The organism is Dactylosporangium sp. NPDC050688 (assembly GCF_040654515.1).
Lineage (GTDB): Bacteria > Actinomycetota > Actinomycetes > Mycobacteriales > Micromonosporaceae > Dactylosporangium.
Map to the genome: position 1 here is coordinate 108,463 of NZ_JBFAIC010000013.1, position 21,665 is coordinate 130,127.

Here is a 21,665-nt window from a genome sequence, read left to right on the forward strand (position 1 = left end):
AGCGGCGGGCGCGCCGTTGGCGCGCGGGTGCGCCGGCGGCGGGCGCGCCGTTGGCGCGCGGGTGCGCCGGCGGGAGGTGCGCCGCGGGTGCGCTGGCGGCGGGTGCGCGGGTGAAGGCGCAGGTGCCGAGCGTCGCACGCGGTCGACGCTTAGCGGTCGACGCTGATGGGTACCCGGGCGAGGTGCATGTCGCTGTGATCGCCCACGCTGGGAAGACGATCGGTGGGGGGCTCGACGAGCTGCGACGGGTCCTGGCCCGCGCGGGTGTCGAGGACCCCGACTGGCGTGAGGTGCCGAAGAGCCGCAAGGCGCCCAAGCAGCTGCGCAAGGCCGTCGAGGCGGGCGCTGAGCTCGTCTTCGTCTGGGGTGGCGACGGCATGGTGCAGCGGTGTGTCGACACCGTCGCCGGGTCGGACGTCGCCCTCGCGATCATCCCGGCGGGCACCGCGAACCTGTTCGCCTCGTCGCTCGGCATTCCGCAGGACATCGGCGAGGCCGTGTGTATCGGGCTGGAGGGGACGCGGCGCCGGTTCGACCTGGGCAAGGTGGACGGTGAGCACTTCGCCGTCATGGCGGGCGTCGGGTTCGACGCCGCGATGATCGATGATGCGGACAAGGGGATGAAGCGCCGGGCCGGGAAGCTCGCGTACTTCGGGACCGCGGTCCGGCACGTCGGCGACGACCCGGTCAAGGCCACGGTCCGCGTCGACGGGCAAGAGTGGTTCTCGGGGCCGGCGACGTGCGTCCTGCTGGGCAACATCGGCACGATCTCCGGGGGGATCGAGGCCTTCGACGATGCCAGTCCGTTCGACGGGCGGCTCGAGGTCGGCGTGTCGACCGCCCGGGGCGCGCTGCAGTGGGCCCGCACGCTTGGGCGGATGGCGTTCGGCCGCACCGACACGTCCCCGTTCGTCGAGGTGACCAGCGGCCGGAAGATCAAGGTCCGCTTCGCCGAGCCGGTCCTGCTCGAGCTGGACGGCGGCGCCCGCAAACCAGTCCGCAAGCTCAAGGCCAAGGCCGTCCGGTCCGCCGTCACCGTCGCCGTCCCCTGACAAGCCGGCCGGCCGACAGTTCCCCGCCAAGCCAGCCAGCAGTCCCCGCCAAGCCGTCCGGCTGGCAGTTCACCGTCAAGGGCTCGGCGGTGCTGGTAACGAGGGTCGCGTTCGCCAGCATCGACCGCCGATCCCGCCGGGCGGACCGGGAACTGCTGGATAATGGATCGCGTGGCGTTGCAGAAGCTGGGTTTCCTGACCATCGGGCTGTTCGACGAGGCTGATCCCCGCCGCGGTCACGAGTCGACGCTGGAGGTGATCCAGCTCGGTGAGCGCCTCGGGTTCGACAGCGCCTGGGTGCGGCACCGGCACCTGCAGTTCGGCATCTCCTCGCCGGTGGCCGTGCTGGCGGCGGCGAGCCAGCGGACCAGCCGGATCGAGCTCGGCACCGCCGTCATCCCGCTCGGCTGGGAGAATCCGCTGCGCCTCGCCGAGGACCTCGCCACCGTCGACGTGCTGTCCGGCGGCCGGCTCAACCCCGGGGTCAGCGTCGGGCCGCCGATGCACTTCGACCGGGTCAGGCAGGCGCTGTACCCGGACACCGCCGACGCCGAGGACTTCAGCTACGAGCGGGTCCGGCGGCTGCTCGATCTGGTGCGGGGCGTGCCGGTCGCCGATGCCGGGGTCGAGGGGTTCGAGGTGTTCTCCGACCGGGTGCAGCCGCACTCCCCCGGTCTCGGCAGCCGGATGTGGTACGGCGGGGGCAGCCTCTCCTCGGCCCGCTGGTCCGGCGAGCACGGGATGAACTTCCTGACCAGCAGTGTCGTCAAGGCCGAGGAGTCGGAGGACTTCGCCGAGATCCAGCGTTCGCACATCCGCACGTTCCGCGCCCACCACCCCGACGGCGAGCGGGCCAGGGTGTCGCAGGGGCTCGTGGTCATCCCGACGGACTCCGCGTCGCCGGAGCAGCGCCGCAAGTACGAGGAGTACGCGCGGCGGCGCACCCCGCGCACGGCGAGCCCGCAGGGCCCGGCCCGCATGATGTTCGCCCCGGATCTGGTCGGGCCGTCGGAGCGGATCGCGGAGCAGCTGCAGGCACACGCCGGGCACCAGGAGGTGCGGGAGGTCGCGTTCGCGCTGCCGTTCAGCTTCGAGCACGACGACTACGTGCAGATCCTCACCGACATCGCCACCGTGCTCGGCCCGGCGCTCGGCTGGCGGCGAAACTCGTGACGGCAGCTGGCAAAGAAACTCGTGACGGCCGGATGTCGATCCGGCGGCCCGCACTTCGTGTAGCCGGTGGAGGGCCGGCGCGGTGCCGGCCCCGGGCAACGGAAGGTGGACGAGGATGCGCAAGCTGACCGTCATCGAGTTCCTGACCCTCGACGGGGTCATGCAGGGGTTGGGGTCGCCGGACGAGGACCGCGACGGCGGGTTCGAGCACGGCGGATGGAGCGCGCCGTACTTCGACGAGCGCCAGGCGGCCGCCGCGGCGGAAGGGCTCGCCTCGACGACGGCGTACCTGTTCGGCCGGCGCACGTACGAGAAGATGCTCGGCTTCTGGCCCGCGCAGCCGGACACGAACCCGATGGCCGCGCACCTGAACGCGACCGTGAAGTACGTGGCGACCGGCACGCTCACCGAGCTGACCTGGAACAACGCGCGGGTCCTGGACGCCCCGCTCGGGGCGGCGGTGCGAAAACTCAAGAGCGACGGCGACGGCACGATCGCGGTGCTCGGCAGCGGGGTCCTCGTGCAGGACCTCATCGCCGAGGACCTGGTCGACGGCTACCGGCTGTTCCTGCACCCGCTGCTGCTCGGCACCGGCAAGCGGCTGTTCCGCGGCGCTCCGGCGCCGCAGCGACTGCGGCTGGTCGACTGCACCCCGACGAGCACCGGCGTGGTCATGCTGTCCTACGACGTCACCGGCGACCGCTGAGGTCAGGTGACGTGCTTGCGGGCGGTGTCGCGGGCGCGCGACACCGCCCGCATCCGGGAGCGCACCAGCCACGAGTCGGCCCGGCAGCCGTCGGCACGTGCGCACGGCGCCGACGGGGACCCGCGTGTCCCCCGCATGTATTCGGGGCGGTGCATCCAGAAGCGCTCAGTCACCGGGCGGCGGGGGACAGCAGCACCGACAGCACGCTGTCCAGGTAGGCACCCCGGCCGCCGGCGCCGGCGGGCAGCAGCCCCGGCAGCCGCGCGGCGAGCTGTGTCTGCCCGACATAGGCGGTGTACGCCAGCAGCGCCCGCCGTCCGGCCTCCCCCGGCGCGAACCCGGCCTCGGTGAACAGCTGCTCGACGTAGTCGAGGCGGCGGCGGGTGACCCGGTGCACGACCGGCGCGACGAGCGGGTGCTCGGCCACGGCCAGGACGTTCATCTCCAGGCGGCCGGAGCGCGCGTGCCCGAGCACCGTGGTGAACAGCAGCGACAGTTTCTCCGGTGGGTCGCCGGCCGCCTCGACCAGGTCGATGATCGCGTCGGTGCAGGCCCGCTCCCACAGCTGCATGGTCGCCTCGACGAGCGCGTCACGGTTGGTGAAGTGCCAGTAGAAGCTGCCCTTGGTGGCGCCGAGCCGGGCCGCGAGGGGTTCGACCGCGACCGCGGCGAGCCCGCCGTCGGCGATCGCGGCGAGCGCCGCCGCCGTCCAGTCCTCCGCGCTGAGCCGCCGTTGTGCCATTTCCATACGGTAGCGTACGGTGGCGCCATACGGCACCGTACGGAGGTGGTCATGCGCAACGTCCAACGCCGCACGATCGACGCGCCCATGGACCGGCTGGGCGCCCTGCTGGACCGGGTCGCCGCCCCCGACGGCCCGCTGTGGCCCGCGCCGGCGTGGCCGCCGATGCGGTTCGACCGCCCGCTCGGCCCCGGCGCCACCGGCGGCCACGGCATGATCCGGTACACCGTCGTCGAGCACGTGCCGGGCCGCCTGCTGCGCTGCCGGTTCGACCCCGCGATCGGCGTGGTCGGCGAGCACGAGCTGCGGCTGGAGCCGGCCGGCCGGGGCACCGCGCTCGTGCACGTCATCGACGGCCGGCTCACCGGCGGGATGCGGTTGTGGTGGCCACTGGCGGTACGGTGGCTGCACGAGGCCCTCCTGCAGGACCTCCTGGACAACGCCGAGCGGGCCGCGACCGGCACCGTGCGCCGCCCGGCCCGGTGGTCATGGTGGGTCCGCCTGATGCGCCGGGCGGTCGCGAACCGCTCCCGCAAAGGAACCGCCGGCGGCCCGGCCCGCGACACCACCGGCACCGGCGGCCCGGCCCGAGCGTCCGCCGTCCCACACGACCGCCACGCGACCTGAGCGCCGGGCCCCGGGAAGGAAGGCTCAGCCCGCTGGAGTCTGCGCCATGATGGCGAGCAGGCCGGAAGTAGATGATCGACTGCTCACCGGGCGCGGACCTGTCCGCAACGGCTCAGGAACAGCCGGGTGCCGCGTTCCGCCCGATCCCGTTGAGCCGGAACTCCACTGTGACCTCCCGGAGGCTGCGCGGCCGTAACAGATCCATCAACATCATCGGCTACGATCAGCGCCGCTGGAGGAGGGTGCAGTGGCTGATCGGGTTGTGGTCGGGTTCGCCGGCGAGGGCGCCGGCGAAGGTGACCTGTCTTGGGGGCAGCAGGACATCTGGCAGGCCATGGTGCGCCAGAAGTCGTGGCTGCCCAACGGCGCCTGGGGGCCGCTCGCGCCGGGCACGACCGTCGAGGACGTCGCGGAGCAGCTGCGGTACATGATGAGCCGCTACCCGACGACCCGGACCCGGCTGCGGTTCGCCGCCGACGGACGCCCGAGCCAGGTCGTGGCGGCGTCCGGGGAGACCACCCTGGAGATCGTCGACGCGGGCGAGGAAGACCCGGCGGCCGTGGCGGAGGCGGTACGGCTGCGGCTGCAGGACACCGCGTACGACTTCACCGAGGACTGGCCGATCAGGATGGCCGCCGTGCGCTCCGGCGGCGCGCTCACCCACCTGGTCGTCGTCATGTGCCACCTCGTCGCGGACGGCCTCGGCACCCAGGTGCTCCTGGAGGACCTCGACACCCGGGTGAGCACCCCGATCCCCGAGCTGCAACCCCTCGAACAGGCGCGCTGGCAGGCGTCGCCGGCCGGGCAGCGGCAGAACATGCTCGCACTGCGGCACTGGGACGGGATCCTGCGCGGCATGCCGGCGCGGCGCTTCCCCGACACGGTCGACAAGCCCGAGCCGCGGCACTGGCGGGGCGAGTTCAAGTCGTTCGCGCTCGGCCCGGCCCTGCAGGCGGTGACCGAGCAGACCGGTGTGCCGCCGGCGCCGGCGCTGCTGGCGGTGTTCGCCGTGGCGCTGGCCCGGGTCACCAGGATCAACCCCGTGGTGCTGCGGCCGATGGTCAACAACCGGTTCCGCCCCGGGCTGGACCGCGTCGTGTGCATGCTCGCCCAGTACGGCCTGTGCCAGCTCGACGTCGCCGGCGCCTCGTTCGCCGAGGTGCTGGACCGGGCCCGGCGCGGGGCGATGACCACGTACAAGCACGCGTACTACCACCCCGTGGAGCTGGAGGACCTGGTCGACCGGATCGTGCAGGAGCGCGGCGCGGACCTGGAGCTGCCCTGCTACTTCAACGACCGGCGCTCCGACACCGGCAAGGCGACCGGCGAGCCGGCGCCGTCGCCGCAGGAGCTGCGGGCCGCGGCGGCGCGCAGCACGTTCCGGTGGACGACCCGGCAGGACGTGCCGTTCGAGCCGCTGATCGTGCACATCGACGACGTCCCGGACGCGGTGCAGGCGATCATCTTCATGGACACGCACGTGGTGTCACCGGCCGACGGCGAGGCCCTGCTGCGCGGCATGGAGGCCGCCGCCGTGGAGGCCGCCCTGGACCCGAGCGCACCGACCGGCGTCTGAGCCGGACAGGGCCTGCACCGGACGGGGCCTGAGCCGACCGCGTCAGCGGCGGGCGTCGCGGGCGGGGCCGAGCCAGACGGCGTTGCACAGCAGCAGACCGGCGAGCCCGGCACCGGCGGCGCCGGCCCAGCCGGCGGCCAGGGCGACGGGCCGGGAGAACGCGTCCTGCGCGCGGATCGCGGCGGCGAAGCCCACCGGGTCGATGCGCACCGCGGCCGGGTCGCCGGCCCGCACCCGGTCGTCGCACGGCATCCAGCCCAGCGACCGCCGGTCCTGGGCCAGGGCGACCTCGCAGACGGGGCCGCAGCCGCCGCCGTGCTCCGCGACCTGGACGCAGCCGGTGGCCACGACCACGCCGGCGGCGTCGCGGCCGGCGAGGCCGAGGTAGACCTCGGCGGTGCAGGCGGCCGCCCCGAACGCGATCCCGCCCAGCACGGCCACGAGCACCGGTGCCCGGCGGGCCGCGGGCAGCGGCGCGGCCCCCAACCCCCCGGCGCGGCCCGCGGCGGGACCGGCGTCCCCGCGGCCGGCAACCCCGCGGCCGGCAACCGCGGGGGCGGTAACCCGGCGGCCGGCGACCGCGAGGCCGGCGACCACGAGCACGGCGACCGCCAGCAGGTACGCCAGCGTGGTGTGGCCGGTGACGTCGAGCAGCCCGCACCCGGCCACGGCGGCCAGCCACAGGCCGTAGACCAGGACGAAGAGCGGTGCACGCAGCAGCATCGGCCCACGATCGCACGGCGGTACCCGCGAAGGCAGCCACGCCCGTCGATCCCCGGACGATTTCCGGACACCCGCCGCCGCGGCATCCCGCGTGGCGGCGGCGATCTCGCCCATGCGGACCGTTTCGGGGTTTACCATCAGTTTTGTCCGGTATGAGATCAGCTCCCGGATTGCGAATCTTGACGTATTCGGGGGTATGCATGGTCGCTTCGACGCCTGGTCGGCGGGTCCTGACGGTGGCGGTGGCGGCGGCCGTCCTGGCGGGCGGCTCGGCGACCGCCGCGAGCGCCGCCAACGGCTACCACCCGGTGGCGATCTATTCGATGAACGAGAGCTCCGGCGCCCGCACGATGATCGACAGCAGCGGCAACGGGCTGCACGGCGCCATCGGCAACGAGGTCATCACCGATGTCGGCGTCAACGGCGCGACCGGCTACCGGTTCACCCGCCTGCAGCCCGACCGGCCGCCGGCGCACCCGCGGCACCTGGTGACCGTCGGGGACACCTCCGCGCTGGACCCCGGCAGCCGGAACTATGCCGTCACGATCAGGCTGCGCACGACGTACCACTTCGGCAACATCATCCAGAAGGGCCAGGCGGCCGCCTCGGGCGGCAACTTCAAGCTCCAGATCCCCAACGGGATCGTGCAGTGCCTGTTCCGCGGCGCCAACGGCACCATCATCGTGCAGGCCACCCGGCGGATCAACGACGGCTGGTGGCACGTCGTGCGCTGCGAGCGGACCGGCTCCGGGGTGAGCCTCGCCGTCGACGGCCGCACCGTGGCCCGCCGCGGCGGCTGGACCGGCCCGATCGCCAACCGCTGGCCGCTGTCCATCGGTGGCAAGACCGACTGCGACCAGCGCGCCGTCGGCTGCGACTACTACGCCGGCGACCTCGACTGGGTCGAGATCGAGGCCGGCTGACCCCAGCCGGCGGCAGCGGACCCGTGCGGGAGGAGTTCAGTGCAGGACGCCGCCCGGCGGGTTGTCCACGAGCACCCGGGCACCGGCCAGCGGCGCGTCGTGCAGTGCCGCCGGGTGTACCCGCACCGCCTGGTACGTCAGGCGTTCTGCGAGGGCGGCGCGCAGCGGCGGCCACAGCTCGGCCCGGCGCGACGCGATGGCACCGCCGACGGCGACCGCGTCCAGCCCCGCGGCCAGCGCGAAGTTGGCCAGGCCGTCGGCGAGGTGCCGGGCGTACTCCCGCCAGAAACCCGGATCGTCGACGTCATCGAGGGGCCGGCCGAGCCGCCGGCCCAGCGCCGCACCGCCGAGCAGCGTCTCCAGGCAGCCGGTCTGCCCACAGTCGCAGCGCAGGTCGTTGCCGGCGACGAGCTGGTGGCCGGCCTCGGTGGTGACCGCGACGAAGTGCCCGCCGGCGCCGAGCCGCAGCGCCGCGCCGACACCCGTCGACAGGGTGACGTAGCCGCACCGGTCGGTGCCGCGCAGGCTGCCCAGCGCGTGCTCGCCGAGCAGGCCGCAGGTCGCGTCGTGGGCCACCCGCACCGGAGCGTCCAATGTGGACTCGAGGTCGTGGGCCAGCGGGCGGCCTTCGTACCCGCGCAGGTGCAGCGCGACCCGCACCTCACCGGTCGCGGTGACCCGGCCGCCGAACGACACCCCGACGGCCGCCGGGGTCCCGGGAACGGCGTCGCGGAGCAGGGCGAGCTGCCGGTCGTAGCCGGGGTCGGTGCGGAAGCGGACGACCGTCCCGTCGCCGAGGTCGACCCTGGTGTGCGTCCCGCCGATGTCGACGGCCACGACCGCCACGGCGCTCAGCCGAGCTCGGGGCGCGGGCCGGGAGGCGGCTGGTCCCACGGGTCCGCCGGGCGGGCGGTCGAGAGCAGCCCGGCGATGAGCAGCGCCGTGCCCAGCACGTCCAGGACCATGAACAGCAGGCTCGCCCCCGCGAACACGACCGTGGTGCGCTCGAGCCCGCCGCCGTGGATGAGCCACTCCAGCAGCACCAGGCCGACGACGTCGGCGAGCGCGCCGGCCAGCAGCACCCCCAGGCCGGCCACGCCCAGCGACCAGGCACGGGGTGCGAGCTGCCGCCGGCGCACGCACAGCAGCACCACGCCGACGACGAGCGTGACGACCCCCGGCACGGAGTAGGCCAGCCGCGGCGCCATCAGAAACAGGTCCCCCATGCGGCTGCACCGTAGCCGACGCGGGGCCGCCGCGTCAGCCTCTGGCGGGTGGGACAACAATGTGACGATGATCGAGAACGTGCGGCATCCGGTCGAGGACGACCATCCCCGGGTCACGGCGGTGCTCGTCGACTGGTGGGACGGGCTGGGCGGCGAGGCCGGCGAACAGTACCGGTCGATGCTGCTGCCCCGGCTGTTCTTTCAGCACTTCACCGACACCAGCTACGTGCTGGACCTGCCCGGCGGCACGCTCGGCGCGTTCCTCGTCGGGTTCGTGTCGCAGTCCCGCCCCGCCGTCGGCTACATCCACGTCGTCGGGGTGGCCCCGCAACTGCGGCGCTCCGGGGTCGGCGCCGCGCTGTACCAGCGCTTCTGCACCGACATGGCGGCCCGCGGCGTCCGCGAGGTCCACGCGATCACCGGTCTCGCCAACCGCCGGTCGGTGGCGTTCCACACCGGCCTCGGCTTCACCCTGCAGCCGGGCGACACCGAGGTCGACGGGCTGCCCCTGCACCGCGACTACGACGGCCCAGGCCTGGACGCGTTCACGTTCGTCAAGCACCTGCCGTGAGCCATCAGCGGTCCGCAGCGCAGCGGAGGAGCCGCGAACCATAGGCACAGTCTTGGCTCACGACGGCGCCGGAGCGCAGCGGAGGTGACGGCGTGAGCGGGCCGCAGCGCAGCGGAGGAGCCGCGAACCATAGGCACAGTCTCGGCTCACGACGGCGCCGGAGCGCAGCGGAGGTGACGGCGTGAGCGGGCCGCAGCGCAGCGGAGGAGCCGCGAACCATAGGCGCAGTCTTGGCTCACGGCGGCGCCGGAGCGCAGCGGAGGTGACGGCGTGAGCACCCGCGTCATGTTCTTCGACCCGGTGCACGGCATCGGGCTGCGCATCGCCGCCGGCAGCGGCCGCAGCTGGCAGGACCTGCCCGGCGGCGACCCGGTGTACGCGCACTGCACCCTCGACGTGCCCCGCGACACGCTGCTGCCGGCGCTGGACGGCCAGGAACGCCCCTGCTCGGACACGCTGTTCGTACGGTGGACGGACCTGGCCGCGTTCGCCGCCGACCTGCGGGCCCTGCGCCCGGGCACCGTCGCCCGCCTCGGCGACGGCCGCGCGGGCCTCGCGGTCCGGCTGCGCCGCGACGGCAACCTCCGCGCGGAGGCCGTGTTCACCGTCGGGCACCACGTGAGCACGACGGTGCGCTGCCGCACCCTGTGGGACCACCACCACGGCACCGCCGCCGACCTGCCCGCCCTCGCCGACCGGCTGCTCGGCGCGCGGGACTAGGATCGACGGATGTCGGTGTTGCTGGTGGGGGCGAACCCGGGGCTGACGGTGCAGCGTGACGGGGCGACGGTCGCGTTCGTGTCGCTGTGGCGGGTCGACTGGTCGCCGCACGGGGCCGGCCGGGCGATCGTGCTGTGGCACGAGGGGCGCACCGCGGTCGTCACGGCGACGCCGGTGCTGGGCCGCTGGCTGGCCGGGACGTTCACCCGGCACTTCCCCGAGGTCGAGGGCCTGCCGTGGCCGGAGCCGGCGGTGACCGAGGCGCCGGTCACGTTCGAGCTCGACCTCGCCGCCGGTTGCACGGTCGCCGGCGGCGGGGTCGAGGTGGCGTTGCGCGGGCCGTCGGGGCACCGCCTGATCACCGTGGACGCCTTCCAGGGTCAGGATCTCAACCTGTCCACGGTGTACGCGAAGTGCGCCGAGGGCACCCTCATGGTTGCGGGACGGACGGTGCCGGGGACGGCTGCGGGGTTTCTCGCCGACGCCGAAGTGTGGACGTCGGCACCAGCAGCACGGCCGTAGCCAGCAGCAGGTGCACGGCGCAGAAGACGATCGCGACCGTGGGGGTGGCCGTGCCGCCGACGAAGACCGTGATGTGCGATGCCCAGTCCAGCCGGGCCGGCCGGCCGTCGGGCCAGTCGTTGAGGTAGTAGAACGTGAGGTCGTTGAGGCCGGACACCAGCACCAGCGCCGAGGCGAACCCGAGCCGCAGCACCCGCTGCGTCGTCGCGCCGCCGAGCCGGTAGCCGAACAGGATGGCCAGGATGGTGAACGCGTTGACGAAGATGGCCATCTGGTAGAACGGGGCGAACTCGCCGCCGTCGGCGAGCGCGACGACCCGCAGCACGTAGAGGGTGTCCAGCACGCCCATGTACCCGACGACGACGGCCGCGAGCAGGACCAGGCCCGGCGCGGCCCGCTGCGGGAAACCGCCGATCGCGAGCACCGCGAAGAGCACCGGGCTGATCCGCAGCAGGAACTCCGCCGGGTTGTCGATGGTGCGGTCCGGTGGCAGGACGCCCATGATGAGCACCGTCATCGCGGCGCCGGCGATCCCGGCGGCCAGCCACCACCAGCGACGGATCACGCCTTTGCCGTCCAGAACGGGCCCAGCGCCAGGGCGTCCATGTCGGTCTTGAGGTAGCAGCGCACCGCGTCCTGCGGGGTGCACACGATGGGCTCCTCGTTGTCGTTGAACGACGTGTTCACCACCATCGGCACGCCGGTGAGGGCGTGGAACTCGCTGATGAGCTCGTAGTACAGCGGGTTGTCGGCGCGCGACACGGTCTGTACGCGGGCGGTGCCGTCCTCGTGGGTAATCGCCGGCACGGCCGCCCGCTGGTGCTCCAGCACGTCGAAGACGAGCAGCATGACGGGGCTCGGGTAGTCGCTGGCGAAGTACTCACCAGCGTGCTCGACCAGGCAGGACGGCGCGAACGGGCGGAACGGCTCGCGATGCTTGACCTTCTCGTTGAGCCGGTCCTTGGTGTCGGCGCCGCGCGGGTCGGCGAGGATCGACCGGTTGCCCAGCGCGCGGGGGCCGACCTCGTTGCGGCCCTGGAACCAGCCGATGATCTTGCCGTCGGCGATCGCCGCGGCGGCGGTCTTCGTGATCGGGTCGCGGCGCTCGTACTGCAGGCCGGCCTCCGTCAGCGCCTTCTCCATGTCGGACTCGGTGTAGGACGGGCCGAGGAAGATGTACTCGCCGCTCGGGCGGGGCAGGCCGAGGCCGGTCGACACGACGGTCGCGGCGCCGAGCGCGGAGCCGTCGTCGGCGGCGGCCGGCTGGGCGAAGAACTCCTGGAACCCGGTCTGCAGCAGGATCTTGCCGTTCATGACGCTGTTGAGCGCGACGCCGCCGGCGGTGAGCAGCCGCGGGTTGCCGGTCTTGGCGTGCAGCCAGCTCGCGACGTGCAGGCCCGCCTCCTCCAGGGTGTTCTGCAGGGCGTAGGCGACGTCGGCGTAGTGCTGCGGCACGGCGTCGCGGGTCTTGGGCCGGGGCGGGCCGAACGTGGCCCGGAACTTGTCGGAGACCTGGTGCTTGCCGGTGGCGTGGTGGTTGAACCAGCTCAGGTTCAGCGCGTAGCGTCCGTCGCTGTCCAGGTGTACGAGCTCACGGAACTGCTCGACGAACGTCGGCCGCCCGTACGCGGCGAGCCCCATGATCTTGCCCTCGTCGCGGGTCGGGTGGAACCCGAGCCAGCCGGTGACGTCGGCGTACATGGCGCCGAGGGAGTGCGGGAACTTGACCCGGCGCAGGTCGTGGATGCGGTCACCCTCCGCGGTGGCGAGCAGGGTGCTGGTGCCGTCGCTGCCGATGCCGTCCCAGGCGATGATCGCCGCGTCGTCCCACGGCGAGATGTGCAGGGCGCTGGCGGCATGCGCGTGGTGGTGGTCGACCAGGTGGATCTTCATCTTGGTCGGCCCTTCGTGGCCGGTGGCCGCGCGCAGCAGCCCTTCCAGCTGTGACGCCCGGCGGTACAGCACCAGCAGGGTGCCGCCCATGTGGTGGTCGTCGGCGCTGGTCGAGGTCTGCCGGCCCGTCGCGGTGGCGCGGAAGCTGCGGGCCTTGTCACCGTAGTCGCCGGCGTCGTTGCGCAGCACACCCAGGGTCGCCGGGAAGTACCGCAGGAAATGCTTGGCGGCGTGCCACAGCAGCTTCCGGCCCTGGAAGAAGTACGCAACGTGATCGACGTCGGCGAGCGTGATACCGGCGCTGCGCAGGCACCACTGCACCGCCAGGCCGGGGAACCTGCCGTCGTGCTTGACCCTGCTGAACCGCTCCTCCTCGCAGAACGCGACGATCTGCCCGTTGTGCAGGAGTGCGGCCGCGGAGTCGTGGTGCTGACTCAAACCGAGAACATACATTGATTCCCATCCCGTCGACTGAAGATCGTCCCGTCGCCCGACAACCTGCAAAAGTATTGACGTTGATTCTTACTAAAGGAAGGCTTACGGCAGGATTGTTGACCGGCGGCAGATCATGGCGGAAGATCAGCTGTATTGAAGCTGATCTCACGTTCGAGTTGAGCGACCCGGCCGCCTCCGCCGCTCCGTCGTGGTGGGCGTCCGCGGTCCGCGACGCGGAGCTGCACCAGGTGCGGGACTGGCCGGTCATGCGCGCGCTCGCCGCCACCCGGCGCGGCCCGGTGCTCGCCGGCGCGTTCCGCGACGGCGGCAAGGTCGTCGGGCTCGGCTCGCTGCGGCTGCGCCGGCTGCGCGGGCTCGGCCTCGCCGTCGCCGACGTGGACAGCATGGTCATCGGCGCGTTCCCCGGCATCGCGCTCACCGGCGGGCTGCCCGGCACCCTGCACCCGTCGGGCGGGCCGCCGCCGGAGCTGTTCGGCGCCGCGGTCCGGGCCCTCGAGACCGCGCTGCGGCAGGCCTACGGGCGGCGGCTGCAGGCGGTCATGTACCGCCACATCTACCGCGGCGAGCTGCCCGAACTGCTGCGCGGCGTCACCCTTGTCCGGGCCGGGGTGCCGGCGCTGCTGCTGCGCAACACGTTCGCCGACTACGACGCCTACCTGCGCACGCTGCGCAAGTCCCGCCGGGTCGACCAGCAGCGGCTGGTGCGCAACATCGACGCCGACCCGTCCGTCACCGTCAGCTTCGGCCCGGCCGCCACCGCCGGGCTGGACCCCGACGCGTTCTTCCGGCTGAGCATCGAGTCGGCCCGGCGCAACCACAAGGTGCGCTGGCCGCCGCTGCGGTACTGGCCGCGGGACCTGTTCTCCACCGTGCTCGGGCTGCCCGACGTGCTGGCGCTGAGCTACCGCGCCCCCGACGGCTCGCTGATCGCCGCGACCGTCACCTTCGACCATCCGGTCGCGCCGGTGCTCGGCCCGTGGGGCGCCCGGCCGCTGGGCACCGACCGGCGCAGCGGCCTGTGGTTCGACCACCTGGCCCGCCTCATCCGCTGGGGCATCGAGCAGCAGCGGCCGCTGATCGTCGGCGGCAAGGGCGCGCAGGGCCCGAAGGAGGCGCTCGGTTTCGTCCCCGAACCCCAGTGGAGCGTGCTGCGCCGGCTCTGACGCCGGCCCGGGCGCACCTCGTCCTTGGTCCGGCCGGAAAGGCGGCAAGTGGTCCTTCCCGCCGGCCGGCGGCCCGGGTGAGGCTGGAGCGCGTGCAGTTCCGTCATCATCCGCGGCTCCGCGCGGACTTCCCCACGCTCGTCGCCGGCACGCTGCGCCTCGACGGGGTGACCGCCGGCGCGCCCGCCGACCCGTCGCCGTGGCTGGACCGGGCCCGCGCCCGGCTGGCCGGCACCGCCGAGGGGCAGCTACCGCAGATCCAGGCGTGGCGGCGGGCGTTCGCGGCGATGGGGCTCAAGCCCACCCAGTACCGCTGCGCCTCGGAGTCGCTGCTGCGCCGCCTGCGCCGGGAGGGCGACCTGCCGTCGCTGCACCCGCTCGTCGACCTGTGCAACGCCGTGTCGGCCGCGTACGCGATCCCGGTGGCGGCGCTGGACCTCGACCGGATCAGCGGCGACCTGGAGGTGCGGCGGGCCGCGGGCACCGAACGGTACGACACCTTCACCGGCGAGCTGGAGCACCCCGAACCGGGCGAGGTCGTGTTCGTCGACGACGCCGGCCGGGCGCACGCGCGGCGCTGGACCAACCGGCAGAGCGGCTGGTCGGCGATCAGCGCCGGGACCCGCCGGGCGTTCATCGTCACGGAGGCCCTGCACGAGGGCGCCGCCGCCGAGGTGACCGCGCTGCTCACCGACCTCGCCGGCGCCCTGCGCGCGACCTGGCCCGCCGCGACCCTCCTCGAAGGCCTGCCGGCGGCAGGGGCGCAGGGCCCGCCGGCCGCGGCCGTCACCCCGGTGTAGCACCGGCCCGGCCCGGTTTCGCGCCCGGTCCCGCCCCCGGCACGGCGCGCCGGGCACGTCACGCGGCAAAGCCTCATGGCAGCATTCTGCTGGCCGAGTCCCTCGCGCTGGACCTCGGCCCCGCCGTCGCCACCCTGGACCGGCTGCGCGGGCTGGGCCTGCGCATCTCCCTCGACGACTTCGGCACCGGCAGCTCCACCCTGCGCCTGCGGCACGACCGCCCGGTCGACGAGGTCAAGCTGGACCGCTCGTTCACCCAGGCGCCCGCCTCGCAGCGCGCGCCGGTCGCCGCCGCCGTCATCCAGCTCGCCCAGGCCCTGCGCCTGCACGCGGTCGCCGAGGGCGTCGAGACACCGGAACAGGCCGAGCAGCTACGGTCGCTGGGGTACCGCACCGCGCAGGGCTACCACTTCGCCCGGCCCGTCCCGGCCGCGCAGCTCACCGAGTGGATGACGGGCCCGCCGGTGCCCGCGCAGCCGTCCGGGCTCGTGCGCTGAGCGCGGCTACTTCAGCGTGATCCGCTGCTGCGGGCTGGACTCCAGCCGCAGCGTGGCCGGCTTGCCGTCGCGGGTCAGGGCGCCCTTGGGCTCGAAGCGGAAGGTGAGCGCCGGCACGGAGCCCTCCGCCACCTCCATCCGCACCTCGTCGCTGACGCTGTAGTCGGTGACCGGCACCGACTCGCGCTCGACCGGCGCGTTGGACGCCTCGACGGTGACGGCCCTGCCGCCGGCCGACAGCTGCAGGCTCTGCCGCATGTCGACGGTGCCGCCGAGGGTACCGACGGCGGTGATCTTCATCTTCACCCACACGCGCAGCCACGTGCGCCCGGCCGGGGCCCACGTGCCCTGCTTGCGGTGGTCGTAGGGTTCCAGGGCCGCGGAGACGGTCAGGTCGACGTAGGTCCGGTTCGGCTCGCCGCTGATCTGCCCGACGAGCTGGTACGACACCTCGCCGTACGGGCGCGGCTTCAGGTACGCCTTCACGGCGCCGGGCCCGACGGTGCCGGTGCGCACGTCGACGCTCTGGTCCAGGCCCGCGTCGGCGACGACGAGGGTCACCGGCGCGCCGGCCGGGACGAGCGCGACGAGGACCGAACCGGGCGCCACGATCCCCTCGACGGTGCGGGTCTTGTCGGCGACCCGCAGCCTGGCCTTCACCTCCGGGGACGGCTCGCGCTGCACGCCCGGCACCGCGGCCAGCCGCACGAACAGGAACTCGTTGCCGGCGCCGGCGGGGATGCTGCCGGTCGCCTCGCGCGGCACCCCGGTCGCCGACTGCATCTTGCCGAACTGGGTGACGACCACCGGTTCGAGGTGGTCGGCGGTGCCGACCTCGGCCAGCCGCACCGCGTAGTCCGGGCCGGCGATCGCCGCGCCCGCCGGCAGCTGCTTCGCCGCCGGCACCGCGATCCCGCCGCCCGCCACCACGGCCAGCTCCGGCGCCACGGTCGCCGCGACGCTTGCCGACGCCGGCGCCGGCGTCGCGACCGGGCCGCCACACCCCGTGAGCAGCCCGCACACCGCCGCCACGGCAACCGCCCCGTACACCCCGCGCATCGCTCCCCTTACGTCCCGCGTCACATCTCAGCTCGACGACGCATCACCTTAGCGGCGTCAGTAGACGTCGCGGACGTAGCGCTTGTCCGCGCTGAGCTGCTTCACGTACGCCTCGGCGGCGTCCGGGGCGAGGTGACCGTGGGCGACGGCGATCTCGCGCAGGGCGCGGTCGACGTCCTTGGCCATGCGGCTCGCGTCACCGCAGACGTAGAAGTGCGCGCCGTCCTGCAGCCACGACCACAGCTGGGCGCCGTGCTCGCGCATGCGGTCCTGCACGTACACCTTGTTGCGCTGGTCACGGGAGAAGGCGAGGTCGAGGCGGTGCAGCGTGCCGGCCTCGCGCAGCGCGCGGAGCTCCTCCTGGTAGTAGAAGTCGGTGTCGCGGCGCTGCTCGCCGAAGAACAGCCAGTTCGCGCCGCGGGCCCCGCGCGCCTGCCGCTCGTGCAGGAAGCCCAGGAACGGCGCGACGCCGGTACCCGGGCCGACCATGATCATGGCGGTGGCAGGGTCCCCGGGCGGGCGGAAGTGCGGGGCCCGCTGGACGAACACCGGGACCTCGCCGCCGGCGGGCAGGTCGGCCAGGAACGTGGACGCGACGCCCTTGCGGATCTGCCCGCGGCTGTTGGCGAAGCGCAGCACGGACACGGTGAGGCTGACCCGGTCCGGGTCCAGCAGCGGCGTGGAGGAGATCGAGTACTGCCGCGGCTGGAGCCGCTTGAGCACCCCGGCCCACTCCTGGGCGGTGGCGTCGACCGGCCACTCGGCGACGACGTCGATCGCCTGCCGTCCCCACGTCCACTTCGCCAGCTCGCCCTGGTTGTCGGGGCGCAGCAGGGTCTTGAGCTGCGGGTCACCGTTGCGCTCGGCGACGAACCGCAGCAGGTCCGGGCTGATCTTGGCGATCTCCAGCCGCCGGTGCAGCGCCTCGGACAGCGGCAGCGTGCCGTGCTGGGCCAGCTCGACCGGGTCGTCGGCGCGCAGCCCGGTCACCTTCAGCCACTCGCTGACCAGGTCGGGGCAGTTGACGGGCCACACGCCGAGGGAGTCGCCGGCCTCGTACGGCAGGACCCCGCCGCCTGCCTCGAACGTGAACTGCCGGACCTCCTTCGCCGAGCCGGGCAGGCTCAGCAGCCGGTTGCCGGCCAGGCGGGCGGTCACCGGCTGGTTGCGGGTCGGCGCCGGCGGCCTGGCCCGCTGCCCGGGCACCGCGCGCAGCGCCGCGATGACCTGGTCGAGCCAGGCGTGGGCGGCCGGCTGGTAGTCCGGCTCGCAGTCGACGCGGGCGGTGAGCCGGGTCGCCCCCAGTTCGCTGAGGCGGGCGTCGAGGCGCCGGCCGTGGCCGCAGAAGTCGTCGTAGTTGGAGTCGCCGAAAGCGAGCACCGCGTACCGGCGCTCGTCGAGGCGGGGCGTGTCGGGCGCGTCGAGCGACTGCCAGAACGCGGCGCCGTTGTCGGGTGCGTCGCCGTCGCCGAACGTGCTGGTGATGATGAGCAGGTCGGCCGGGCCGTTGAGGGTGTCGACGCCCACGTCGGCCATGCTGCGCACCACCGGCTGCCAGCCCGCCTCGGCCAGGCGGCGTCCGACGACCCCGGCGAAGTCCTCGGCGTTGCCGGTCTGCGACGCCCACAGGACCTGGATGGCCGGGCCCGTGCCCTCCTCGGCGGCCACGACGGCCGGTGCGCTCGCCGGTACCCGCGAATACCGCCCGGCGAGCAGGCCGTTGACCCACAACGCCCGCTCGGGGCTGATCGGCGCCGACGCCGGCAGGACCGGCACGGTGGTGTGGTCCGGCGGGGCGGCGGTGAGCGCGTCGAGGAACCCGGCGAGGTAGCGTTTCTCGTCGCCGGTGAGCTGCGGCGGCGCGGCCGGCAGCCCCAGCATCTCGCGCAGGTCGGAGCGGTCCGGCACGTCCGCGACGCGGGTGAGCGAGACGGCGCAGACCTTCAGCTCGGGCTGGAACGACACCGGGTCGACGGCGTCGTTGGTGACCGCGTTGACGCTGAGGTACTCGCCGAACAGGTCGTTCCAGTGGAACGGCGCGAAGCACCCACCCGGCATGACCCGGTCCGTCACGACCGCGGGCAGCACCGCCCGGCCGCGCCGGGAGGCGACCTCGACCCGGTCGCCGTCGCCGATGCCGAGGCGGGCGGCGTCGGCCGGGTTCACCTCGACGAACGGCCCCGGGTTGAGCTTGTTGAGCTTGCCGACCCGGCCGGTCTTCGTCAGCGTGTGCCACTGGTGCTGCAGCCGGCCGGTGTTGAGCAGGAACGGATAGTCGTCATCCGGCAGCTCCGCCGCCGGCAGGTGCGGCCGGGCGTGGAAGACGGCCCGCCCGCTCGGCGTCGCGAACGCCAGCCGGGGCCGGGTGCCGTCCGGGCCTTCCAGGAGGCGCTGGCTGACGCCGTCGTTGCGGTACCGGATCGGGTTGCGCGCCGCCGCGCCGGGCCCGGCCGGCCACTGCACCGGCCCCTCGCGGAGCCGGTCGTAGCTGACGCCGCGCAGGTCGTAGCCGGTGGCCGGGTTCCAGAACGCGCGCAGCTCCTCGAAGATCTCCTCGGCGCCGGCGTAGTCGAACGCGGCGCCGTAGCCCATCTCGGTGGCGACGCGGGCGATGAGCTGCCAGTCCGGCAGCGCGTCGCCGGGCGGCGGCACGGCCCGGTGCACGAGCGTCAGCGACCGCTCGGAATTGATCATGATGCCGTCGGCCTCGCCCCAGATCGCCGCGGGCAGGATCACGTCGGCGTACGCGTTGGTCTCGGTGTCGCCGTACACGTCCTGCGTGATGACGAGCTCGGCGGCCTCCAGGCCCTCGATGACGGTGCGCCGGTTGCCCACCGACGCGACGGGGTTGGTGCAGATGACCCAGCAGGCCTTGATCTGCCCGTCGGCCATCCGCTGGAACATGTCGACGGTGCCGGTGCCGACCTCGGTGCGCAGCGTGCCGCGGGGCAGCCCCCACCGGTCCTCGACGAACGCCCGGTCCTGCTCGACGAGCACCGAGCGCTGCCCGGGCAGGCCGGGGCCCATGTAGCCCATCTCCCGGCCGCCCATCGCGTTGGGCTGGCCGGTCAGCGACAGCGGGCCGCTGCCGGTGCGGCAGATGGCGCCGGTGGCAAGGTGGAGGTTGACCAGGGCATTGGTGTTCCACGTGCCGTGCGTGGACTGGTTGAGCCCCATCGTCCAGCAGCTGACCCAGTTGTCCGCGGTACCGATGAGCGCCGCCGCCCGCGTCAGGTCGTTTTCCGAAATGCCGGTTATTTCGGATACACGGGCCGGGGTGTAGTCCTCGATGAACTCGGGCATCGCGGCCCAGCCCTCGGTGTGCTCGGCGATGAACTGCTCGTCGACGTGGCCGGCCCGCACCAGCAGGTGCAGCAGCCCGTTGAGCAGCGCCAGATCGGTGCCCGGATTGACCTGCAGGAACAGGTCGGCCTTCTCGGCGGTCGCGGTGCGCCGCGGGTCGACCACGATGAGCTTCGCGCCGGCCCTGATCCGGTCGAGCATCCGCAGGAAGAGGATCGGGTGGCAGTCGGCCATGTTCGCGCCGATGACCAGGAACACGTCGGCGTGGTCGAGGTCGTCGTACGAGCCGGGCGGCCCGTCGGAGCCGAGCGACAGCTTGTAGCCGCTGCCCGCGCTGGCCATGCACAGCCGCGAGTTCGACTCGATCTGGTTGGTGCCGATGAAGCCCTTCGCCAGCTTGTTCGCCAGGTACTGCGCCTCGAGGGTCATCTGCCCCGACACGTACAGCGCGACCGCGTCCGGCCCGTGCTCGTCGACGATCGCCCGCAGCCGCCGCGCCGTCTCGCTGATCGTCGCGTCGAGGTCGGCGTCCTGCGGTGCGGCGCCCCGCTCCCGGCGCACCTTCGCGGTGCCGAGCCGCCCCGGCGCGGCCAGCATGTCGGCGCTCGTCGCGCCCTTCGTGCACAACCGCCCGCGGTTGGCCGGATGCTCCTTGTCACCGGCCGCCTTCAGCACCCGCGACCGGCCGTCAGGCCCCCGGCCGATGTCCAGCACGATCCCGCAGCCGACGCCGCAGTACGAACACACCGTCCTGACCTGCGTGTCCAGTGCTGTCACCATCACTTCCTTCCGCCCGGCCGGCACCGACGCGTCGACCGTGACGCTGCGGCGAGCATAGGAACCGCGGGTTTCGCCCGCGTCACGCCGATCATCGCCACGTCGTTACGCATGCCCCACATCGACAGCGGTCCGGGTGTGAAGGCGCGCCCGCCTGCGGGTGACTACTCCGCGCGGCGCTCCAGCAGCACCACCGGGATGTCCCGGGCGGCGGCGGCCTGGTACTGCTCGTACCGGGCGAAGATCTGCACCATGGCCTGCCACAGCGCCGGCTTCTCCTGCGGGGTCGCCGTCCTGGCCCTGGCCGCGAACCGCTCGGTGCCGACCTGCACGTCCACGTCGGGCGTGTCGCGGAGGTTGAGATACCACGCGGGATGCCCGTCCGACCCGCCGTTGGACGCCACGACGACGAGGTCGTCACCGGACCGCCCGTAGATCAGCGCGGTGCGCCGCAGCACGCCCGATCTGCGCCCCCGGACGGTGAGCAGCAACGTCGGCAGTCCGTGGTAAAGGTGCCCTTTGGTGCCGCCGCTGTCGACGTAGGTGCGGATGTGCTCAGCCACCCATCCAGTGGCACTGTCCACGATCGGTTCGTCGGTCGTCATAGGTGTCGACAGTACGGCGGGCCGCCGTCAGCTCGGCTGCTGATGGGCTCGCCCGTCACGCCGCAGCGAGGGCGCCCGCCTACAGCGTGATCGGGGCGCGACCGTCGGGGCGGCTGTCCGGGTCGAGGATCCAGTGCTCACGGATCGTGGCGCGGTACATCCGGTAGATGCCGTCGCCGGTCACCTCCTCGATCCTGACCCGGCGCCCGCCCTTCGGCAGCGCCGCCTCGCCGTAGGCAGCCGCGATCTCGGCGACGGCCGACCCGGTGACCTCGGCCGCGACCCCCGACATGTAGACGGCCGCGGGCTCGCCGACCGGCAGGCTCGAGTCGTACACGACGAGGCTCACATCGGGCCGCTCGGCCAGGTTCCGCGAGTGCCGGGCCTCCGGCGACGACATCCAGACCACCTCCCGGTATCCGCTCAGCGTGTAGAACACCGGCGACACCCACGGCCGCCCTTCGCCGTCAGCGGTGCCCAGCACCACGTACCGGTTCTCGTCCAGCACCGCCCGCGCGACGTCCTCGAAAGCGACCATGCTCGCAGCGTAT

General features: G+C 73.4%; 22 protein-coding genes. 12 read left to right on the plus strand and 10 right to left on the minus strand.

Going from position 1 to position 21,665, the window contains the following annotated elements; translation table 11 throughout:
• Positions 1–182 precede the first annotated feature (182 nt).
• The 3 genes from AB0H83_RS15455 to AB0H83_RS15465 all read left to right on the plus strand — a co-directional run bounded on the left by AB0H83_RS15455 (position 183) and on the right by AB0H83_RS15465 (position 2,931).
• Positions 183–1,052: a diacylglycerol kinase family protein gene (locus tag AB0H83_RS15455; RefSeq protein WP_360093028.1), complete on the plus strand. Its 870-nt coding sequence runs from the start codon at positions 183–185 to the stop codon at positions 1,050–1,052.
• 171 nt (positions 1,053–1,223) lie between these two features.
• Positions 1,224–2,225 carry an LLM class flavin-dependent oxidoreductase gene (locus AB0H83_RS15460; RefSeq protein ID WP_360093031.1) on the plus strand — a complete coding sequence of 334 codons (1,002 nt, stop codon included), beginning with the start codon at positions 1,224–1,226 and terminating at the stop codon, positions 2,223–2,225.
• Between the two features lie 115 nt (positions 2,226–2,340).
• Entirely contained in the window at positions 2,341–2,931 is a 591-nt protein-coding gene (locus AB0H83_RS15465) for a dihydrofolate reductase family protein (RefSeq protein WP_360093034.1), read from the plus strand.
• A 169-nt stretch (positions 2,932–3,100) separates the two neighbouring features.
• On the opposite strand, the gene AB0H83_RS15470 is transcribed toward AB0H83_RS15465, so the two are convergent.
• Positions 3,101–3,673 (minus strand): TetR/AcrR family transcriptional regulator, encoded by a 573-nt coding sequence (locus AB0H83_RS15470; RefSeq protein WP_360093037.1) that lies wholly within the window; start codon positions 3,671–3,673, stop codon positions 3,101–3,103.
• A gap of 51 nt (positions 3,674–3,724) precedes the next feature.
• Between AB0H83_RS15470 and AB0H83_RS15475 the strand changes: the two genes are divergently transcribed.
• Together AB0H83_RS15475 and AB0H83_RS15480 are read left to right on the plus strand one after the other, a co-directional pair.
• Positions 3,725–4,300 (plus strand): SRPBCC family protein, encoded by a 576-nt coding sequence (locus AB0H83_RS15475; RefSeq protein WP_360093040.1) that lies wholly within the window; start codon positions 3,725–3,727, stop codon positions 4,298–4,300.
• Between the two features lie 247 nt (positions 4,301–4,547).
• Entirely contained in the window at positions 4,548–5,876 is a 1,329-nt protein-coding gene (locus AB0H83_RS15480; protein ID WP_360093043.1) for a condensation domain-containing protein, read from the plus strand.
• A 42-nt stretch (positions 5,877–5,918) separates the two neighbouring features.
• Here the strand turns inward: AB0H83_RS15480 and AB0H83_RS15485 are convergent, their stop codons facing one another.
• Entirely contained in the window at positions 5,919–6,599 is a 681-nt protein-coding gene (locus AB0H83_RS15485) for a hypothetical protein (protein ID WP_360093046.1), read from the minus strand.
• A 200-nt stretch (positions 6,600–6,799) separates the two neighbouring features.
• On the opposite strand from AB0H83_RS15485, the gene AB0H83_RS15490 reads away from it, so the two are divergent.
• Entirely contained in the window at positions 6,800–7,522 is a 723-nt protein-coding gene (locus tag AB0H83_RS15490; protein ID WP_360093049.1) for a laminin G domain-containing protein, read from the plus strand.
• 36 nt (positions 7,523–7,558) lie between these two features.
• Here the strand turns inward: AB0H83_RS15490 and AB0H83_RS15495 are convergent, their stop codons facing one another.
• Complete coding sequence (locus AB0H83_RS15495; RefSeq protein WP_360093052.1) at positions 7,559–8,368, minus strand: ROK family protein; 810 nt, start codon at positions 8,366–8,368, stop codon at positions 7,559–7,561.
• A gap of 5 nt (positions 8,369–8,373) precedes the next feature.
• A complete protein-coding gene (locus tag AB0H83_RS15500) occupies positions 8,374–8,748 on the minus strand; it encodes a hypothetical protein (protein WP_360093055.1) in 375 nt (124 codons plus the stop codon).
• A 67-nt stretch (positions 8,749–8,815) separates the two neighbouring features.
• Between AB0H83_RS15500 and AB0H83_RS15505 the strand changes: the two genes are divergently transcribed.
• The 3 genes from AB0H83_RS15505 (at position 8,816) to AB0H83_RS15515 (ending at position 10,561) form a co-directional block, all read left to right on the plus strand.
• Complete coding sequence (locus AB0H83_RS15505; protein WP_360093058.1) at positions 8,816–9,319, plus strand: GNAT family N-acetyltransferase; 504 nt, start codon at positions 8,816–8,818, stop codon at positions 9,317–9,319.
• Between the two features lie 270 nt (positions 9,320–9,589).
• Entirely contained in the window at positions 9,590–10,039 is a 450-nt protein-coding gene (locus AB0H83_RS15510; protein WP_360093061.1) for a hypothetical protein, read from the plus strand.
• Positions 10,040–10,048: 9 nt separating this feature from the next.
• Positions 10,049–10,561 (plus strand): hypothetical protein, encoded by a 513-nt coding sequence (locus tag AB0H83_RS15515; protein WP_360093064.1) that lies wholly within the window; start codon positions 10,049–10,051, stop codon positions 10,559–10,561.
• Here AB0H83_RS15515 and AB0H83_RS15520 read toward each other — a convergent pair.
• Positions 10,470–11,126 (minus strand): hypothetical protein, encoded by a 657-nt coding sequence (locus tag AB0H83_RS15520; RefSeq protein ID WP_360093067.1) that lies wholly within the window; start codon positions 11,124–11,126, stop codon positions 10,470–10,472. The two genes, AB0H83_RS15515 and AB0H83_RS15520, sit on opposite strands and share 92 nt — an antisense overlap.
• On the minus strand, positions 11,123–12,892 hold the full coding sequence (locus tag AB0H83_RS15525) for a carbamoyltransferase C-terminal domain-containing protein (protein WP_360093070.1): 1,770 nt from the start codon (positions 12,890–12,892) through the stop codon (positions 11,123–11,125). The genes AB0H83_RS15520 and AB0H83_RS15525 overlap by 4 nt, the downstream gene beginning before the upstream one ends.
• 173 nt (positions 12,893–13,065) lie before the next feature.
• Between AB0H83_RS15525 and AB0H83_RS15530 the strand changes: the two genes are divergently transcribed.
• The 3 genes from AB0H83_RS15530 (at position 13,066) to AB0H83_RS15540 (ending at position 15,370) form a co-directional block, all read left to right on the plus strand.
• Positions 13,066–14,073 carry a hypothetical protein gene (locus tag AB0H83_RS15530; protein ID WP_360093073.1) on the plus strand — a complete coding sequence of 336 codons (1,008 nt, stop codon included), beginning with the start codon at positions 13,066–13,068 and terminating at the stop codon, positions 14,071–14,073.
• 92 nt (positions 14,074–14,165) lie between these two features.
• Complete coding sequence (locus tag AB0H83_RS15535; RefSeq protein WP_360093076.1) at positions 14,166–14,873, plus strand: phenylalanine--tRNA ligase beta subunit-related protein; 708 nt, start codon at positions 14,166–14,168, stop codon at positions 14,871–14,873.
• A 134-nt stretch (positions 14,874–15,007) separates the two neighbouring features.
• The gene (locus AB0H83_RS15540) at positions 15,008–15,370 is read left to right on the plus strand and encodes an EAL domain-containing protein (protein WP_360093278.1); all 363 of its coding nucleotides are present in this window, start codon (positions 15,008–15,010) and stop codon (positions 15,368–15,370) included.
• Between the two features lie 6 nt (positions 15,371–15,376).
• Here AB0H83_RS15540 and AB0H83_RS15545 read toward each other — a convergent pair whose 3' ends face one another.
• The 4 genes from AB0H83_RS15545 to AB0H83_RS15560 all read right to left on the minus strand — a co-directional run bounded on the left by AB0H83_RS15545 (position 15,377) and on the right by AB0H83_RS15560 (position 21,652).
• Positions 15,377–16,429 (minus strand): hypothetical protein, encoded by a 1,053-nt coding sequence (locus AB0H83_RS15545; protein ID WP_360093079.1) that lies wholly within the window; start codon positions 16,427–16,429, stop codon positions 15,377–15,379.
• A 57-nt stretch (positions 16,430–16,486) separates the two neighbouring features.
• Positions 16,487–20,512: a bifunctional nitrate reductase/sulfite reductase flavoprotein subunit alpha gene (locus AB0H83_RS15550; RefSeq protein ID WP_360093082.1), complete on the minus strand. Its 4,026-nt coding sequence runs from the start codon at positions 20,510–20,512 to the stop codon at positions 16,487–16,489.
• Between the two features lie 161 nt (positions 20,513–20,673).
• Positions 20,674–21,114, minus strand: coding sequence for a nitroreductase family deazaflavin-dependent oxidoreductase (locus tag AB0H83_RS15555; protein ID WP_360093085.1), 441 nt, complete (start codon positions 21,112–21,114; stop codon positions 20,674–20,676).
• A gap of 79 nt (positions 21,115–21,193) precedes the next feature.
• A complete protein-coding gene (locus AB0H83_RS15560) occupies positions 21,194–21,652 on the minus strand; it encodes a pyridoxamine 5'-phosphate oxidase family protein (protein ID WP_360093088.1) in 459 nt (152 codons plus the stop codon).
• Positions 21,653–21,665: the final 13 nt, after the last annotated feature.

Excerpts from the sequence above, each read along its gene's own strand:
- AB0H83_RS15555 (WP_360093085.1), bottom strand. The coding sequence starts at position 21,114 with ATGACGACCGACGAACCGATCGTGGACAGTGCCACTGGATGGGTGGCT.
- AB0H83_RS15465 (WP_360093034.1), top strand. The coding sequence starts at position 2,341 with ATGCGCAAGCTGACCGTCATCGAGTTCCTGACCCTCGACGGGGTCATG.
- AB0H83_RS15505 (WP_360093058.1), top strand. The coding sequence starts at position 8,816 with ATGATCGAGAACGTGCGGCATCCGGTCGAGGACGACCATCCCCGGGTC.
- AB0H83_RS15490 (WP_360093049.1), top strand. The coding sequence starts at position 6,800 with ATGGTCGCTTCGACGCCTGGTCGGCGGGTCCTGACGGTGGCGGTGGCG.
- AB0H83_RS15475 (WP_360093040.1), top strand. The coding sequence starts at position 3,725 with ATGCGCAACGTCCAACGCCGCACGATCGACGCGCCCATGGACCGGCTG.
- AB0H83_RS15515 (WP_360093064.1), top strand. The coding sequence starts at position 10,049 with ATGTCGGTGTTGCTGGTGGGGGCGAACCCGGGGCTGACGGTGCAGCGT.
- AB0H83_RS15470 (WP_360093037.1), bottom strand. The coding sequence starts at position 3,673 with ATGGCACAACGGCGGCTCAGCGCGGAGGACTGGACGGCGGCGGCGCTC.
- AB0H83_RS15500 (WP_360093055.1), bottom strand. The coding sequence starts at position 8,748 with ATGGGGGACCTGTTTCTGATGGCGCCGCGGCTGGCCTACTCCGTGCCG.
- AB0H83_RS15550 (WP_360093082.1), bottom strand. The coding sequence starts at position 20,512 with ATGGTGACAGCACTGGACACGCAGGTCAGGACGGTGTGTTCGTACTGC.
- AB0H83_RS15485 (WP_360093046.1), bottom strand. The coding sequence starts at position 6,599 with ATGCTGCTGCGTGCACCGCTCTTCGTCCTGGTCTACGGCCTGTGGCTG.
- AB0H83_RS15545 (WP_360093079.1), bottom strand. The coding sequence starts at position 16,429 with ATGCGCGGGGTGTACGGGGCGGTTGCCGTGGCGGCGGTGTGCGGGCTG.
- AB0H83_RS15560 (WP_360093088.1), bottom strand. The coding sequence starts at position 21,652 with ATGGTCGCTTTCGAGGACGTCGCGCGGGCGGTGCTGGACGAGAACCGG.